This window comes from uncultured Frigoribacterium sp. (assembly GCF_963515265.1).
Taxonomy (GTDB): Bacteria; Actinomycetota; Actinomycetes; order Actinomycetales; family Microbacteriaceae; genus Frigoribacterium.
Genome location: NZ_CAUPYL010000047.1, coordinates 1 through 14,775, shown reverse-complemented (window position 1 = coordinate 14,775; position 14,775 = coordinate 1). Strand labels below are relative to the sequence as shown.

The following is a 14,775-nucleotide window of genomic DNA, read 5'->3' as shown; positions in this document are numbered from 1 at the left end:
GTCGGTGCGGAGGAGGCGGCGGGAGCCGACGCCTTCGGGCTCGCCGCAGGTGCGGCGCCGGCCTTCGGCGCGGCAGCGGCGCCGGCGAACGCCTGGCGCAGCTTGCGGGCCACGGGGGGCTCGACGCTGGAGGACGGTCCCTTGACGAACTCGCCCATCTCCTTGAGCTTCTCTAGTGCTGTCTTGCTGTCGATCCCCAGCTCGCTGGCGATCTCGTGTACGCGTGGTTTAGCCACAGTTCTCCTGTCTCGGGCCCCTTCCCGGTCAGGAGGGAGCCGTCAGTTCTGGACGGGTCTCATTTCGAGCCGCTCATTAGTTGTCCATGTGCCTGTCAGCCTGTTCTGTCGTGGCCAGTGGTCGTGGTGGAACTCGGGGTGTGCACATCGGCCTGCAGCCGCATCAGGTGGTCGCGGAGCTGCTCGGTGTCGGGCTCGGAGTCGAGGCGGAGCGCACGGCGGAATGCCCTGCGTTTCACTGCCGACTCGAACGCGTCCATCGAAGGCGTCAACCACGCGCCCCGCCCGGGCAGCGTGGCGGTCTCGTCGACCACCAGGCGTCCGTCACGGGCGACGACCCTCACGAGTGAGGACCGTGGAGCGCGCGCTCGAGTACCGATGCACGTTCTTACGGGTACCACTCTACCCCCTCGGCTGGGCGGACGGGAGACGCCGGGGGCGAACGGCGTGGTGCGCCGCCCGCCCCCGGCATCAGGGTCGGTCAGTCGTCCTCGAGGATCGAATCGGGCTGGATGTCGATGCGCGCGCCCGTGAGCTTCGCGGCGAGACGGGCGTTCTGCCCCTCCTTGCCGATGGCGAGCGACAGCTGGTAGTCGGGCACCAGGGCCCGGACGGCCTTCGTCGCCTGGTCGATGACGAAGGACGACGACACCTTGGCCGGCGACAGCGCGCTGGCGACGAAGACGGGCAGGTCGCTCGAGTAGTCGACGATGTCGATCTTCTCGTCGCCGAGCTCGGTCTGCACGGCCCGCACCCGCGCGCCCATCTCGCCGATGCACGCGCCCTTGGCGTTGACGCCGGGCTCGGTCGCGCGCACCGCGATCTTGGTGCGGTGCCCGGCCTCGCGGGCCAGGGACACGATCTCGACGACGCCGCTGGCGATCTCGGGGACCTCGAGCGCGAACAGCTTGCGGACGAGCGAGGGGTGCGTCCGCGAGACGGTGATCTGCGGCCCCTTCGTGCCCTTGCTGACGCCGGTCACGTAGACACGGATGCGCGTGCCGTGGTCGTACTTCTCGCCGGGCACCTGCTCCTCGGGGGGCAGGATCGCCTCGATCGTGCCGAGGTCGACGTGCACCATGCGAGGGTTGGGCCCCTGCTGGATGACGCCGGCGACGATGTCGCCCTCGCGCCCCTTGAACTGGCCGAGGACCTTGTCGTCGCCGATGTCGCGCAGGCGCTGGTTGATCACCTGCTTGGCCGCGAAGGCGGCGATGCGGCCGAAGTCGCTCGGGCTGTCGACGGACTCGCCGACGACCTCGCCTTCTTCGTCGCGCTCGATGGCGAACACGGACACGTGCCCGGTCTTGCGGTCGAGCTCGACCCTCGCCGCCGGGACGCGGCTCTCCGGCTGGTCGGTGTGCTTGAGGTAGGCCGTGAGGATGGCCTGCTCGATGATGCCCACGAGTTCCTCGAAGGGGATCTCGCGCTCGCGTTCCATGAGACGCAGCACGCTCAGGTCGATGTCCACTGAGGGCCTCCACTGTTCAGATCTTCAGGCTGCGCGCACGGTGGCGCGCACAGCATCCTCCTACGGTACCCGAGTGCGACGGGGGCGGAGCACCGGACGCGGCCCGCGCCTCCCGCGTCCGGGGGGACACGAGGAGGCGCGGGCCGGCGACGTCAGGAGGCGCGCGGAGCCGAGAGGGCCGCGACGGCCTCGGCCACCGGGACGGGCGTGCGCTCGCCCGTGCGGCGGTCCCACAGCTCGACGATCCCCTCGCCGGCGGAGCGCCCGACCACCACGATCTGCGGCACGCCGAGGAGCTCGGCGTCGCCGAACTTGACCCCGGGCGAGACCTTCGGGCGGTCGTCGTAGAGCACGTCGAGGCGGTGCGCCTCGAGCTCGGCGGTGAGCGCCTCGGCCACCTCGAAGACGACCGGGTCCTTGCCGGTCGCGACGACGTGCACGTCGAACGGCGCGACGTTCGCGGGCCACACGAGACCCTTCTCGTCGTTGTTGGCCTCCGCGATGACCGCGAGGATGCGCGTCACGCCGATGCCGTACGAGCCCATCGTGACGGTGACCTGCTTGCCGTTCTCGTCCAGGACCTTGAGGCCGAGCGCCTCGGCGTACTTGCGGCCGAGCTGGAACACGTGGCCGATCTCCATGCCGCGGGCTGTCTCGATGGGGCCGGAGCCGTCGGGAGCCGGGTCGCCCTCGCGGACCTGGGCGGCCTCGACGACGCCGTCGTGCTCGAAGTCGCGGCCGGCGACGAGACCGGCGACGTGGACGCCGTCGATGTTCGCGCCGGTGACCCACGAGCTGCCCTCGACGACGCGAGGGTCGACGACGTAGCGGACACCGGCTCCCCAGCCCGCGCCTCCCGGACCGATGTAGCCCTTGACGAGCCCGGGGACCTTCGCGAAGTCGGCGTCGCCGGCCGCGTCGACCTCTGCGGGCGCGAAGGCGACCTCGAGGCGCTTCATGTCGACGTCGCGGTCGCCGGGCAGGCCGACCACGACGAGCTCTCGCGTGCCGTCGAGGTGAGTGAGAGCCACGACGACGTTCTTCAGGGTGTCGGCCGCGGTCCAGTCCCTTCCGTCGTCGCGGGGGTGAGAGGCGTTCAGCTGGTCGACGAGGGAGGCGATGGTCGGCGTCACGGCCTTGTCGAGCATCACCGGGGCGGGCTGACCCTCGATCTGCCTGACCTCGGGGACGGTCGTCGTGAAGGCCTCGACGTTGGCCGCGTAGCCGCCGGCCGAGCGGACGAAGGTGTCCTCGCCGACCTCGGTCGGGTGCAGGAACTCCTCGGAGCGCGAGCCGCCCATCGCGCCGGCGTCGGCCTGCACGATGACGTACTCGAGGCCGAGGCGCGTGAAGATGCGTTCGTACGCGTCGCGCTGCAGCTGGTAGCTGGCGTCGAGCCCGGCGTCGGTCGCGTCGAACGAGTAGGCGTCCTTCATCGTGAACTCGCGTCCGCGCAGCAGGCCCGCACGGGGCCGCGCCTCGTCGCGGTACTTGTCCTGGATCTGGAACAACGTCAGCGGGAGGTCCTTGTACGACGAGTAGAGGTCCTTCACCAGGAGCGTGAAAGCCTCCTCGTGCGTGGGGGCGAGCAGGTAGTCGGCGTCCTTGCGGTCCTTCAGGCGGAACATGCCCTCGCCGTACTCGGTCCAGCGGCCGGTGGCCTCGTAGGGCTCACGCGGCAGCAGGGCCGGGAAGTGCACCTCCTGTGCACCCGAGGCGGTCATCTCCTCGCGGATGACGGCCTCGATCTTGGCCTTGACCCGGAGGCCCAGGGGCAGCCAGGCGAAGACGCCGGGAGCTTGACGGCGGATGTAGCCGGCCCGGACGAGGAGGCGGTGGCTGGTCACCTCCGCGTCGGAGGGATCTTCACGGAGGGTGCGGACGAAGAGCTGGGAGAGGCGCGTGGACACCCGCCCAGCATAGGGGCGCGTCCCGAGGGGCCGAGGCTCGACCCGGTCACGGTCACCAGGGCTTGCCGTCGTACTCCCCCGGCGCCTGCTCGTAGTACCGCTCGCGGTCGGTGTCCTGCTGGCGCTCCTGCTGGCTCTCGTCGCCCTGCTGCTGCAGCTGGTCGAGCGGGTCGGTGCCGCCCGCGCCGGCGTCGCCCTCGTCCTCGCCGCCGCCCTGGCCGGGATCCGAGCCGTCGCCTCCCGAGGGGTCGCCCTGGTCGCCGCCCTCGGCCTGCTGCTGCTTGTCGCCCAGCCTGCCCTGGGCGTCGTCGAGTGGCTGCGACGTGTCGGGCTGCTGCGGGTCGTCCGGGGGCTGGAAGCAGCCCTCCGGAGCCTCGGCGATCGTCGCCTGCCCCAGCTCGTAGAGCTGCTCGGCGTCGGCGTAGCGCAGCTCGAGCAGCGCGGCGTCCCCCTGTGCCTCGATGACGAGCACGAGGTCGGTGCGGATGACGCACGAGACCGTCTCGTCCCCCTCGGGCGCGAGGTCGAGGGCGGTGACGAACTCCTGCCGTGCGACGTCGAGCACCCCGACCCTCGCCCACGCCGTGCCGCGGTCGAAGTGGTGCACCCACGGCTCGACCACGTTGGCGACGCCCAGGGGCGCGGTCAGGGAGGCGGCGCGCTCGTAGGCCCGGCCGTCGTAGGCGTGCTGCGTCAGGCCCGCGAAGAGCGGGAGGCTGAGCAGCTTGAGTGCCACGAGCAGCACGACCAGCACGACCGGGGCCGACCAGAGGAACATCCGGCGTCGGAGCCGACGACGGTACTGGTCGAGGCTCGGCTCCGCGGCGGTCGCCGGGTCGCGGTCGTCGACGGGGGGAGGGGCGAGGGTGTCGGTCACGACGACGTCCTTCCGGGCGCGGGGTCGGCCCGGGGCCGGACGCGGATCTCGGCGAGGGCCCGGGCGACGACGGCCACCTCGACCAGGGCGAGCAGGAACAGCGGGACGGCGGCGATCCAGTACAGGTCGACGACGGCCTCGGCACGGCCCTCGTCCGAGGCGACCGCGCCGTCCCGCGCGTCGGCGACGACGGCCTCGACCCCGGTGCCGGCCTCGCGGTGGACGTACTCGACGCCCAGCTGCGAGGCGAGGGTCCGGAGCGCGTCCTCGTCGATCACCGAGAGGGCGTCGGGCTCGCCCGGCTGCGTCCTGTCCTTGATGTACTCGGTGCTGCTGTACGCGTCGCCGTACCCGTCGAAGACCTTCATCCGCCCGCCCGCGGCCGTGCCGTAGCCGAGCACCGCTCCCCCGTCGACGTCCGCCGCGGCCGTCGCGAACGAGCCGGGCGCCTCGTCGGCCGTCTGTTCTCCGTCGCCCAGGTAGTAGACGACGTTCGCCCTCTCGGGGTCGGCCTCGCGCGCCTCCTGCAGCCGCTCGGCCAGGAGGTCGGAGGCCTCGGTGATGCTGCTGCCGCTGGAGTAGTACGTGATCTCCTGGTTCATCACGGAGGCCGCGGTCACGACGGCCGCGGCGTCGTCGGTCAGCGGGGTGCGGAGCACGGCGGTGCTGTCGAACGAGATGAGCGAGAAGCGGGCGCCGGCCAGCTCGCTCGCGATCGCGTCGACGTCGCTCCGGACGCCCTCGAGCCGCGGGCGGTCGCCGTCCCAGTCCTCCGCCGCGATGCTGGAGGTGGTGTCGACGACGAAGAACACGTTGAGCGCCGCCGACGACGCCTGGGCGCTTCCGCCGGGCACGCCGGGACGCACGGCGACGACGAGCAGCAGCGCCACGACCACGAGACGGCGGAGCCAGCTGCGCAGGAGGCGGCGGTCGCCCCGCTCGGCGACGACCCGCCACCCGACGAAGCCGAGCAGCGCGACGCCGACGACGGCGAGCAGCCACCACGGGAGCACGGGCTGCAGCACGATCGCGGCGGGCAGGGCCGCCGTCGCCGCGGTCACAGCCGCACCCGCCAGAGCAGGACGAACGAGGCCGCGGCGAGCAGGAGCGCGACGATGACGGCGGCCTGCGGGGCGTCGGTCGTGACGAGGCGGCGCGTCCCGGTGAAGAGGCCCGCCTCCTGGTCGTCGATCCGCTGCACGATCTCGGCCACGGTCGTCGCGCCGTCGAGCGCGTAGTAGGCGCCGCCGGTCGACTCGACGACGGTGCGCAGCTCGCCGGCGACCTCGTCCGCGACGGCGTCGTCGGAGTAGTCCGCGGGGTTCAGCGCGTAGACCCGGATGCCGCGGTCGGTCGCGAGCTGCCCCGCGTCGTCGAGCGTCAGCAGTGCCGCGCCGTTCACGTAGTTGTCGGTCGCGAGCACGATCGACTTCGGCCGGGTGCTCTCGCTGCCCCCGTCGAAGCTGAGGGCGCAGGAGGCGAGGCCGTCGCCGATCAGGGAGGCGCCCTGCCCGAGGTCGGTGCCCGACCAGTACCGCGTGCCGTCCTCCCCCGCGCTGTCGAAGGAGTCGCGGTACTGGCTCAGCTGCTCGGCCACGAAGTCGTAGTCGTCGGTCAGGGGGAACGCCTGCACGGACGAGCTGTCGAAGAGGGTCAGCCCGATCCGCTCGCCGTCGAGGCCCGACGCGAGCTCGGCGAAGGTCGACACGATCTGGGAGTCGACCTCGGTCATCGACCCCGAGACGTCGAGGCAGAGCACGATGTCGCGCTTGTAGGAGGGAGGCTCGACGACCTGGACCGTGCCCGGCCGGGCGATCAGCAGGGCCCCGAGGCCGGCGAGGGCGATGACGAGGACGAGGGCGCCCACGAGGGCCGCCCGGTAGCGCGCGACGAGCCTGCGGTACACCCGCAGCTCGGTCAGGCGCTCGCTGTGGGCGACGGGGGTGCCGGCGCGGCGCAGTCGGGCGCGCTCGCGACGGCGCAGCACGAGCCAGAGCCAGGCGCCGAGCCCGGCGACGACGAGGGCGGCCAACAGGGCCCACCACCAGATCAGGACCACGAGCGCACCACCTCGCGCGCGGTCTCGGCGGCCCGGTCGGGGTCGCCGGGGTGCTGCTGGGCGAAGGCCGGCGGGTACCACTCCTCGACCGCGTCGGCCACGCGGGGCAGGTCGGCCTCGCGCAGGTCGGCGAGGGTCATCACGTGCGTGTCGGCGCCTGCCGTCTCGTGGACGAAGAACCGGAGAAGGAGGCTGAGCCGGCTGTGCACCGCCCGCTCGCCGAGACGGCCGTCGCGGGAGGCGGCCTGCACCTCGTCGATCAGGTCGAGGTAGCGGAGCCGGACCGACGGCAGGTCGACGACCGCGGCTGCTGCCGCCCGGCGGGCCGACGGGGGCAGCCGCCGCGCCGAGAAGCGCAGCACGAAGACGATCCACGCCGCCACGAGGCCCAGGAGGACGAGCCCGAGCACCAGCCAGAGGACCCAGAGCGGGTACTGGTACGGCCCGAAGAAGCCCCTGTCGTCAAGCACGGCGGTGCTTCTCCATCAGCGTGAAGAGCCCGGGCACGACGGCCGCCTGGCTCGAGAGCCGCTCGCTGCTGATGCCCAGTGCCTGCAGCTGCCGGCCGGCGTCGTCCGCACGCCGCTCGGACGACTCGTCGAAGGCGCGTCGCAGGGCCGCGTTCTCGCGCAGGTACGCCGGGAGGGCCGTGACCTCCTGCACGTCGTAGACGTCCCCGGCGTGGCCGGACCGCGTCATGAGGTCGGCGTCGCCGACCGTGACCCAGACGATCTCGTGCTGGGCGCGCAGCCGTCGGAGGAGCCGCACCAGCTCGGCGTCGACGACGACGTCGTCGGTCACCACGACGAGGATCGACCGGCGGCGGACGCCGCGGGCGACCCAGTCGAGGACGCCCCGCAGGTCGCTGCGGGGCGCCTCGAGCGACACCCGACGGTCGACCTGGCGGAGGAGGCGCTCGAGGTGCGCCTCCGTCGCCCCGGCGGGGAGGGCGACGGTGCCGCCCTCGTCGCCGGCGACGAGCGAGACGACGTCGCCGTGGCGCGACGCGATGTAGCCCAGCGCGCCGGCCGCCATGATCGCGATGTCCTTCTTGGTCTCGCCGCTGGCGGCGGTCGCGGCCATGTTGCGACCGGTGTCGACCACGAGGACCAGCGACCGCCTCCTGCTGGCGACGTAGCGCTTCACCAACGGCTCGCCGTGACGGGCGGTGGCCTTCCAGTCGATGTCCTTCACCTCGTCGCCCGGCACGTAGGCCCGGAGGTCGTCGAAGTCGTGGCTGCGGCCGTGGTGGACCGACGCCCAGCCGCCCTCGAGCAGGTCGAGGGTGCGGCGGTGCGCGAACAGGGACATCTTCGTCCGCACCCGGAGGAGGAGGCTCGCCACGGTCGTCAGGGCGTCTGCACGGAGGCGAAGACGGCGTCGATGATCGTCTCGGGGGCCACGTCGTCGGCCGTGGCCTCGTAGCCGAGGATGACACGGTGGCGCAGCACGCCGTGCCGCAGGTGCTTCACGTCTTCCGGGATGACGTAGTCGCGGCCGTGCAGCAGGGCGAGGGCACGCGCGGCCTGCATGAACGCGATGCTGGCACGCGGGCTCGCACCGAACTGGACGTAGTCGGCGAGGCTGCCGGGGATGTACTGCTGCGGGTGCCGCGTCACGTAGATGAGCTGGACGATGTAGTTGACGATCGACGCGTCGACGTACACGCGCTTGGCCAGCTCTTGCAGCCACACGACGTCCTCGAGCGAGACGCCGGTCGGCGCATCGACCTGCTGCTCGTCGTAGACGCCGGCCTCGATGCGCCGGATGACCTCGGCCTCCTCGGCGGGCGACGGGTAGTCGAGCACTTCTTTCAGGAGGAACCGGTCGAGCTGCGCCCCGGGCAGCTGGTACGTGCCCTCTTGCTCGATCGGGTTCTGCGTGGCCAGCACGAGGAACGGCCTGGGCAGCGGGTAGACGGTGCCGCCGATGCTCGTCTGCCTCTCTTGCATCGCCTCGAGCATCGCGCTCTGGGTCTTGGCGCTCGAGCGGTTGATCTCGTCGAGCAGCACGAAGTTCGAGTGCACGGGGCCGAGCTGCGTCACGAAGGTCGACTTCTGCGCGTCGTAGATCTGGGTGCCGGTGATGTCGCTGGGCAACAGGTCGGGCGTGCACTGGATGCGGGTGAAGCTCGCCTCGACGGACTGCGCGAGCGTCGCCGCAGCGGTCGTCTTGGCCAGCCCGGGGACGCTCTCGAGCAGCACGTGCCCGCCCGTGATCAGCGCGATCAGCAGGGTGTCGCGGAGGCCGGTCTGGCCCACCACCTTGCGCGAGAACGCGTGCGACACGGCACCGACGACACCGGCGGCACGCTCGAGGTCGGCGGGGCTGATCGGGGTGCCGACCGCGGCGGGAGGCGGGGGCGTCGTCGAGGTGTCGGTCACCCGGCCCACTGTAACCGAGGCGTCCGACGTCACCGACGGAGCGCCCTCCTCGCGAGGTGGTTGCCCAGGAACTGCACGAGCTGCACCAGCACGATGATGAGCAGCACCGCGCCCCACGTGACCACGGGGTCGAACTGCCGGTAGCCGTAGAGCAGGGCGAACGCGCCGAGTCCCCCGCCGCCGACGTAGCCCGCGACCGCCGACATGTCCACGAGCGCGACGAAGATGAACGTGTAGCCGAGGACCAGCGGGCCGAGCGCCTCGGGCAGCACGATGCTGCCGATGATCCGGAACGGCCCGGCGCCGGCTGCCCTCGCCGCCTCGACGACCCCCGGCTGCACCGTGAGCAGGTTCTGCTCGACGATCCGCGAGATCGCGAACGAGGCCGCGAGCGACAAGGTGAAGATGATGGCGGTGTTGCCGACGCCGGTGCCCACGACAGCCCGGGCCAGGGGCTGCGCGGCAGCGAGGAAGATGATGAACGGGATCGGCCGGAACACGTTGACGACCACGTTGAGCACGCCGAAGACGACGCGGTTCGCGAAGAGGGCGCCCTCGCGTGTGAGGTAGAGGGCGAGCCCGAGGAGGAGCCCGCCGAGCCCGCCGAAGAGCAGGGTCAAGGCGACGATGTAGACGGTCTCGTAGGCCGCCTTCCAGAGCTGGGGCTGCAGGTCGATCAGGGAGTCCATGGTCAGCGTGCCTCCGCGTCGTGGGCCGGCCGGTCGGGCGCGGCCTCGGTCGTGGGCGAGGCCGGGAGCTCGGTCGCGGCGGCCCCGAGCTCGGCGACGGCGTCCGAGACGTCGCCGTCGCCGCCCGTCAGGGCCAGGGTCAGGGTGCCGAAGGTGCGCCCGCCGATCTCGTCGATGCCGCCGAAGACGATCTCGAAGCGGACGTCGTGGCGGGCGAGCACGCCGAAGACCTGCTGCTGGTCGACGCCGCCCTCGGACACGCGGACGGTCACGAGACGGCCGTCGTGGCGACGACGGAGGGCCGCGAGGTCGTCGCCCTGCGGCGACCCGGCGACGACGGTGGACACGAAGCGCCGCGTGGACGCCTCGCGCGGGGCCGAGAAGACCTCGAAGGTGCGCCCGATCTCGACGACCCGACCACGGTCCATCACGGCCACGCGGTCGGCGATCGACTTGATGACGTCCATCTCGTGCGTGATGACGACGATGGTGATGCCCAGCTCCGCGTTGACCCGCCGGAGCAGGGCGAGCACCTCCTGCGTGGTCTCGGGGTCGAGCGCGCTCGTCGCCTCGTCGGCGAGCAGCACGCCCGGCGACGTCGCGAGGGCGCGGGCGATCCCGACGCGCTGCTTCTGGCCGCCCGACAGCTGGTCCGGGCGTGCGTGGGCCTTGTCGGCCAGGCCGACGAAGTGAAGCAGCTCGCTGATCCGCCGCTGGTGGTCGGCCTTCGGCACGCCGGCCGCCTTGAGCGGGAACTCGACGTTGCCCCAGACCGTCTTCGACGAGAACAGGTTGAACTGCTGGAAGATCATGCCGATGCCGGCGCGCACCCCGCGCAGTTCGCGCTCGCGCAGCCCGGTCACGGGTCGACCGTCGATCTCGATCCGGCCGCTCGTGGTCGGCTCGAGGGCGTTGATCAGGCGGACCAGCGTGCTCTTGCCGGCGCCGGAGTAGCCGATGATCCCGAAGATCTCGCCGTCGGCGATCTCGAGGCTGACGCCGTCGACGGCCGTCAGCGGTGCTGCGCCCTTCTCGCGGGGCGGATAGGTCTTGACGACGTCGGTCAGGGTGATGGCGGGCATGGTCTCCTCGTCACGGTCGGAAGGGCCCGACCCGCGCGCCGTCGTGGCGGGCGGGTCGGACCCGGGCGGGGGCAGGCGGCGTCAGCCGTTCTGCTCCACGAGCTCCTTCGTCTGCTCGAGCGACTCGCGCAGGTCGGCGACGGGCACCTTCGTGGTGAGGGCCGTGCCGCCCGAGTTCTCGACGACGCCGTCGGTGACGGCCTTAGTGTCCTGGTAGATCCGGACGAGCTCCTGGTACGTCTCGTCGTCCGCGTCGCCCTCGCGAGCGGCGAAGACGTTGACGTAGGGCAGCGACGCCGGGTCCTTCGGGTCGTCCGTCGCGATGATCGTGTCGGGCGAGAGCCCCGCCTTGGTGGCGTACTCGTTGTTGATGATCGCGCCGTCGAAGTCCGGCAACGACGTCGCGGCGAGGTCGGCCGCGACGGGCGAGACCGTGACCGTCGAGGCCTCGGTGTCGATGTCGTCGAGGCCGGAGAAGATGTCCCCGCCGCCCTTCAGCTCGATCAGGCCGTTCGACTGCAGCACGAGCAGCGAGCGGGCGAGGTTGCTCGCGTCGTCGGGCACGGCGACGGTGTCGCCCTTGCTGAACTGGTCGAGCGAGGTGTGCTCCTGCGAGTAGAGGGGCAGCGGGTAGATCGCCGTGGAGCCGATCGGCACGAGGTCGGCGTCGGCCGACACGTCGTACTGGGCCAGGTAGACGATGTGCTGGAACTGGTTGAGGTCGAGCTCGTCCTCGGTCAGAGCCGGGTTCGGCTGCTCGTAGTTGGCGAAGTCGACGATCTCGACGTCGATGCCCTCGTCGGCGGCGGCCTGCGTGAAGGTGGCCCAGTACGGGTCGCTCGCGCCGACGACCCCGATGCGCACGGCGTCTCCGCCGCGGTTCGCGACGGCGATGCCGACGCCCACGGCGGCGAGCACGACGACGGCCGCCACGACGATCGCGATCAGCCGGCCGCGCTTCTTCTTCGGGGCCTCGATCAGGGGTGTTGCCTCGGACATGACGTTCCTCTCAGACGGTGCGACGCACGTCGCCGGCTGCTGCTGCCGGCACCACGACCGTGCGTCCGTCCATCGTGAACGGCGGGGCGGCTCGGGTCACAATCGGCGCGTCACACGGCGACACACCGGCTCTGCGAGCAGGCACGGGAACGGGCGCGGCGACGGTGCGGGAGGCCGCGGGACCCCGAACGCCGACGCGGCACGTCAGGGCGGCAGCAGGCTGCGACGCAGAGGAGGCGCGGTGCGGCCGGAGCCTGCACCGCGCCTCCTCGGGGCGGTCGGGTCGGTGGCCGACCCGCGATCTGCCCTAGACCGTCAGGACCTGGGGCGAGCCGACCTCGCCCGGCGGCATCTCGGCCGCGAGCCGGTTGGCCTCGTCGATCAGCGTCTGGACGATCTCGGACTCGGGCACGGTCTTGATGACCTCGCCCTTGACGAAGATCTGGCCCTTGCCGTTGCCGGACGCGACGCCGAGGTCGGCCTCGCGGGCCTCGCCCGGACCGTTCACGACGCAGCCCATGACCGCGACGCGGAGCGGGACCGTCATGCCCTCGAGGCCGTCGGTGACGTCGTTCGCGAGCTTGTACACGTCGACCTGCGCACGACCGCAGCTGGGGCAGCTGACGATCTCGAGCTTGCGCTCGCGCAGGTTCAGCGACTGGAGGATCTGCAGGCCGACCTTGACCTCCTGCGCAGGAGGCGCGCTGAGGCTCACGCGGATGGTGTCGCCGATGCCCTCGCCGAGCAGGATGCCGAAGGCCGTGGCCGACTTGATGGTGCCCTGGAACTCGGGGCCGGCCTCGGTCACGCCGAGGTGCAGGGGCCAGTCGCCACGCTCTGCGAGCTGACGGTAGGCCTTGACCATGATGACCGGGTCGTTGTGCTTGACCGAGATCTTGAAGTCGTGGAAGTCGTGCTCCTCGAAGAGGGAGGCCTCCCACACCGCGGACTCGACCAGCGCCTCCGGCGTCGCCTTGCCGTACTTCTGCAGCAGGCTGGGCTCGAGCGACCCGGCGTTCACGCCGATGCGGATCGAGACGCCGGCGGCCTTGGCGGCGGCGGCGATCTTGCCGACCTGGTCGTCGAACTTGCGGATGTTGCCGGGGTTGACGCGCACTGCGGCGCAGCCGGCGTCGATCGCCTGGAACACGTAGTTCGGCTGGAAGTGGATGTCGGCGATCACCGGGATCTGGCTCTTCTTCGCGATGATCGGCAGCGTCTCCGCGTCGTCGCGAGTGGGCACCGCGACGCGCACGATGTCGCAGCCCGAGGCGGTGAGCTCGGCGATCTGCTGGAGCGTCGCGTTGATGTTCGTGGTGGGCGTGGTGGTCATCGATTGGACGCTCACGGGAGCGTCGCCTCCGACGAGGACCTTGCCGACCTTGATCTGCCGCGACTTGCGTCGCGGGGCAAGGGTTTCGGGGACCTTCGGCATTCCGAGATTGACTGCAGGCACGTGGTCGATCGTAGACCCGTGCGCTGGGCGCGCGATGTCGGAGGCGAGGATGCCCGGCGGGCCAGGAGGTCAGGACGTCCGCGGGCCGGCTGCGGAGCGGGTCAGCGGATCAGCGAGATCGGGTTCACGATGTCGGCGTAGGCGAGCAGCAGCCCCATGCCGCCGAGGACGATCACGACCGCGAACGTGAGCGGGATGACCTTCGCCGTGTCGACGGGCCCCGGGTCGGGACGGCGGAACAGCTTGGCGAAGCCCCGACGGATCGCCTCGATCAGCGCGCCCGCGACGTGGCCGCCGTCGAGGGGCATCAGCGGCACGAGGTTGAAGACGAACAGCGCGACGTTGAGGCTCGCGAGCAGGCTCACGAGGAACGCCGCCCGGTCGATGAACGGCACGGTGTCGAGGCTGACCACCTCGCCCGCCATCCGGCCGACCCCGACGACGCTGACGGGGCCGTTCGCGTCGCGCTCTCCCCCGCCGAACGCGGCCTGGGCGACGGCGACCATGCGCTGCGGCAGGTGCACGATGACGTTCGCGACGTGCCCGATGTTCGTGCCGACGGTCGGCAGCACGGCCGTGACCGGCTGCTGCACCGTCACCGTCGCGAAGCCGATGCCGACGAAGCCGACCTCCTGGGTGACCGGGGCGCCGTCGTCGCCCACGACGGGCACGCCCGCCGGGTCGACCACCTGGCGTGCGGAGAGCGCCGGGGTGACCTCGAGCGTCTGCTCGCTGCCGTCGCGCTCGACCACGACGCTGAGCGTCTGGTCGGGGGCCGCGCGGAACGCACTCGTCACCTGGTCGCCGTCCGCCATCGCCACGCCGTCGATCGACACGATGCGGTCGCCGTTCTCCATGCCGGCCGCGAAGGCGGGCGCCGCCGTCGCGTCGGCCGGGCACTCGGTCTCGGTCGACCCGGCGGGCAGCACGCACTGGTTGACGAGGCCGACGGTGGTGCTCGACTGCGCCGTGCCGAAGCCGCAGAGCAGGATCGTGAAGAGCACGATCGCGATGAGCAGGTTCATCGTCGGCCCGCCGAGCATGATGATGATCCGCTTGTAGACGGGCAGCCGGTAGAAGGTGCGGTGCTCGTCGCCCTGGTCGATCGTGTCGGCGCTGGCGGTGCGCGCGTCCTGCACGAGGGTCTGGAAGAAGCCCGTGCTCGCCGTCCGGCCCTTCTGGCCCTCGCGCGCCGGCGGGTACATGCCCGACATCGAGATGTAGCCGCCGAGCGGCAGGGCCTTGACGCCGTACTCGGTCTCGCCGCGACGACGGGAGAAGACCGTCGGCCCGAAGCCGATCATGTACTGGCCGACCTTCACGCCGAACTTCTTCGCCGGCACGAGGTGCCCGATCTCGTGCAGCGCGATCGAGACGGCGAGCCCGATGACGATCACGACGATGCCGAGCAGGTAGAGCAGGACGGTTTCCACCGGGCAAGGGTAGCCGTCCGAGACGGGGAGCCGGCCCCGCACCGTCCATGGCGACGCTGTGAGGGTCCGGGGCCCGCGCCTCCTCGGCTCGGCCGTGTGCCCGGCGCCCGCTCGGCGGGACGGGCCGGGGCGGGGCGGGGCGGGGCGGGAGAAGCTAGCTGCGGGCGAGCAGCGCGTCG

The 14,775-nt window shown here is 71.7% G+C and carries 15 protein-coding genes; all 15 read right to left on the bottom strand.

Going from position 1 to position 14,775, the window contains the following annotated elements; translation table 11 throughout:
* Positions 1 to 236: translation initiation factor IF-2 N-terminal domain-containing protein (locus tag RWM17_RS06380; protein ID WP_314102175.1), on the bottom strand; the 236-nt coding region annotated here is incomplete at its 3' end.
* A gap of 95 nt (positions 237 to 331) precedes the next feature.
* A complete protein-coding gene (locus tag RWM17_RS06375; protein WP_314102174.1) occupies positions 332 to 637 on the bottom strand; it encodes a YlxR family protein in 306 nt (101 codons plus the stop codon).
* 80 nt (positions 638 to 717) lie between these two features.
* Entirely contained in the window at positions 718 to 1,707 is a 990-nt protein-coding gene (gene nusA / locus RWM17_RS06370; RefSeq protein WP_314102173.1) for a transcription termination factor NusA, read from the bottom strand.
* A gap of 152 nt (positions 1,708 to 1,859) precedes the next feature.
* The gene (locus RWM17_RS06365) at positions 1,860 to 3,617 is read right to left on the bottom strand and encodes a proline--tRNA ligase (RefSeq protein WP_314102172.1); all 1,758 of its coding nucleotides are present in this window, start codon (positions 3,615 to 3,617) and stop codon (positions 1,860 to 1,862) included.
* A 52-nt stretch (positions 3,618 to 3,669) separates the two neighbouring features.
* Complete coding sequence (locus tag RWM17_RS06360) at positions 3,670 to 4,494, bottom strand: hypothetical protein (protein WP_314102171.1); 825 nt, start codon at positions 4,492 to 4,494, stop codon at positions 3,670 to 3,672.
* Entirely contained in the window at positions 4,491 to 5,555 is a 1,065-nt protein-coding gene (locus RWM17_RS06355; RefSeq protein WP_314102170.1) for a VWA domain-containing protein, read from the bottom strand. The genes RWM17_RS06360 and RWM17_RS06355 overlap by 4 nt, the downstream gene beginning before the upstream one ends.
* Positions 5,552 to 6,553: a VWA domain-containing protein gene (locus RWM17_RS06350; protein ID WP_314102169.1), complete on the bottom strand. Its 1,002-nt coding sequence runs from the start codon at positions 6,551 to 6,553 to the stop codon at positions 5,552 to 5,554. The genes RWM17_RS06355 and RWM17_RS06350 overlap by 4 nt, the downstream gene beginning before the upstream one ends.
* Entirely contained in the window at positions 6,544 to 7,023 is a 480-nt protein-coding gene (locus tag RWM17_RS06345) for a hypothetical protein (RefSeq protein WP_314102168.1), read from the bottom strand. The genes RWM17_RS06350 and RWM17_RS06345 overlap by 10 nt, the downstream gene beginning before the upstream one ends.
* Positions 7,016 to 7,897: a DUF58 domain-containing protein gene (locus RWM17_RS06340; RefSeq protein WP_314102167.1), complete on the bottom strand. Its 882-nt coding sequence runs from the start codon at positions 7,895 to 7,897 to the stop codon at positions 7,016 to 7,018. The genes RWM17_RS06345 and RWM17_RS06340 overlap by 8 nt, the downstream gene beginning before the upstream one ends.
* Positions 7,898 to 7,902: 5 nt before the next feature.
* A complete protein-coding gene (locus RWM17_RS06335; protein ID WP_399540187.1) occupies positions 7,903 to 8,937 on the bottom strand; it encodes an AAA family ATPase in 1,035 nt (344 codons plus the stop codon).
* A gap of 29 nt (positions 8,938 to 8,966) precedes the next feature.
* Positions 8,967 to 9,626, bottom strand: a complete 660-nt coding sequence (locus tag RWM17_RS06330) for an ABC transporter permease subunit (RefSeq protein WP_314102166.1) — start codon at positions 9,624 to 9,626, stop codon at positions 8,967 to 8,969.
* A gap of 2 nt (positions 9,627 to 9,628) precedes the next feature.
* Entirely contained in the window at positions 9,629 to 10,708 is a 1,080-nt protein-coding gene (locus RWM17_RS06325; protein WP_314102165.1) for a methionine ABC transporter ATP-binding protein, read from the bottom strand.
* Positions 10,709 to 10,789: 81 nt separating this feature from the next.
* Positions 10,790 to 11,707 carry a MetQ/NlpA family ABC transporter substrate-binding protein gene (locus tag RWM17_RS06320; RefSeq protein ID WP_314102164.1) on the bottom strand — a complete coding sequence of 306 codons (918 nt, stop codon included), beginning with the start codon at positions 11,705 to 11,707 and terminating at the stop codon, positions 10,790 to 10,792.
* Between the two features lie 307 nt (positions 11,708 to 12,014).
* Positions 12,015 to 13,163 (bottom strand): flavodoxin-dependent (E)-4-hydroxy-3-methylbut-2-enyl-diphosphate synthase, encoded by a 1,149-nt coding sequence (gene ispG / locus RWM17_RS06315; protein ID WP_194612364.1) that lies wholly within the window; start codon positions 13,161 to 13,163, stop codon positions 12,015 to 12,017.
* 101 nt (positions 13,164 to 13,264) lie between these two features.
* A complete protein-coding gene (locus RWM17_RS06310; protein ID WP_314102163.1) occupies positions 13,265 to 14,596 on the bottom strand; it encodes a site-2 protease family protein in 1,332 nt (443 codons plus the stop codon).
* Positions 14,597 to 14,775: the final 179 nt, after the last annotated feature.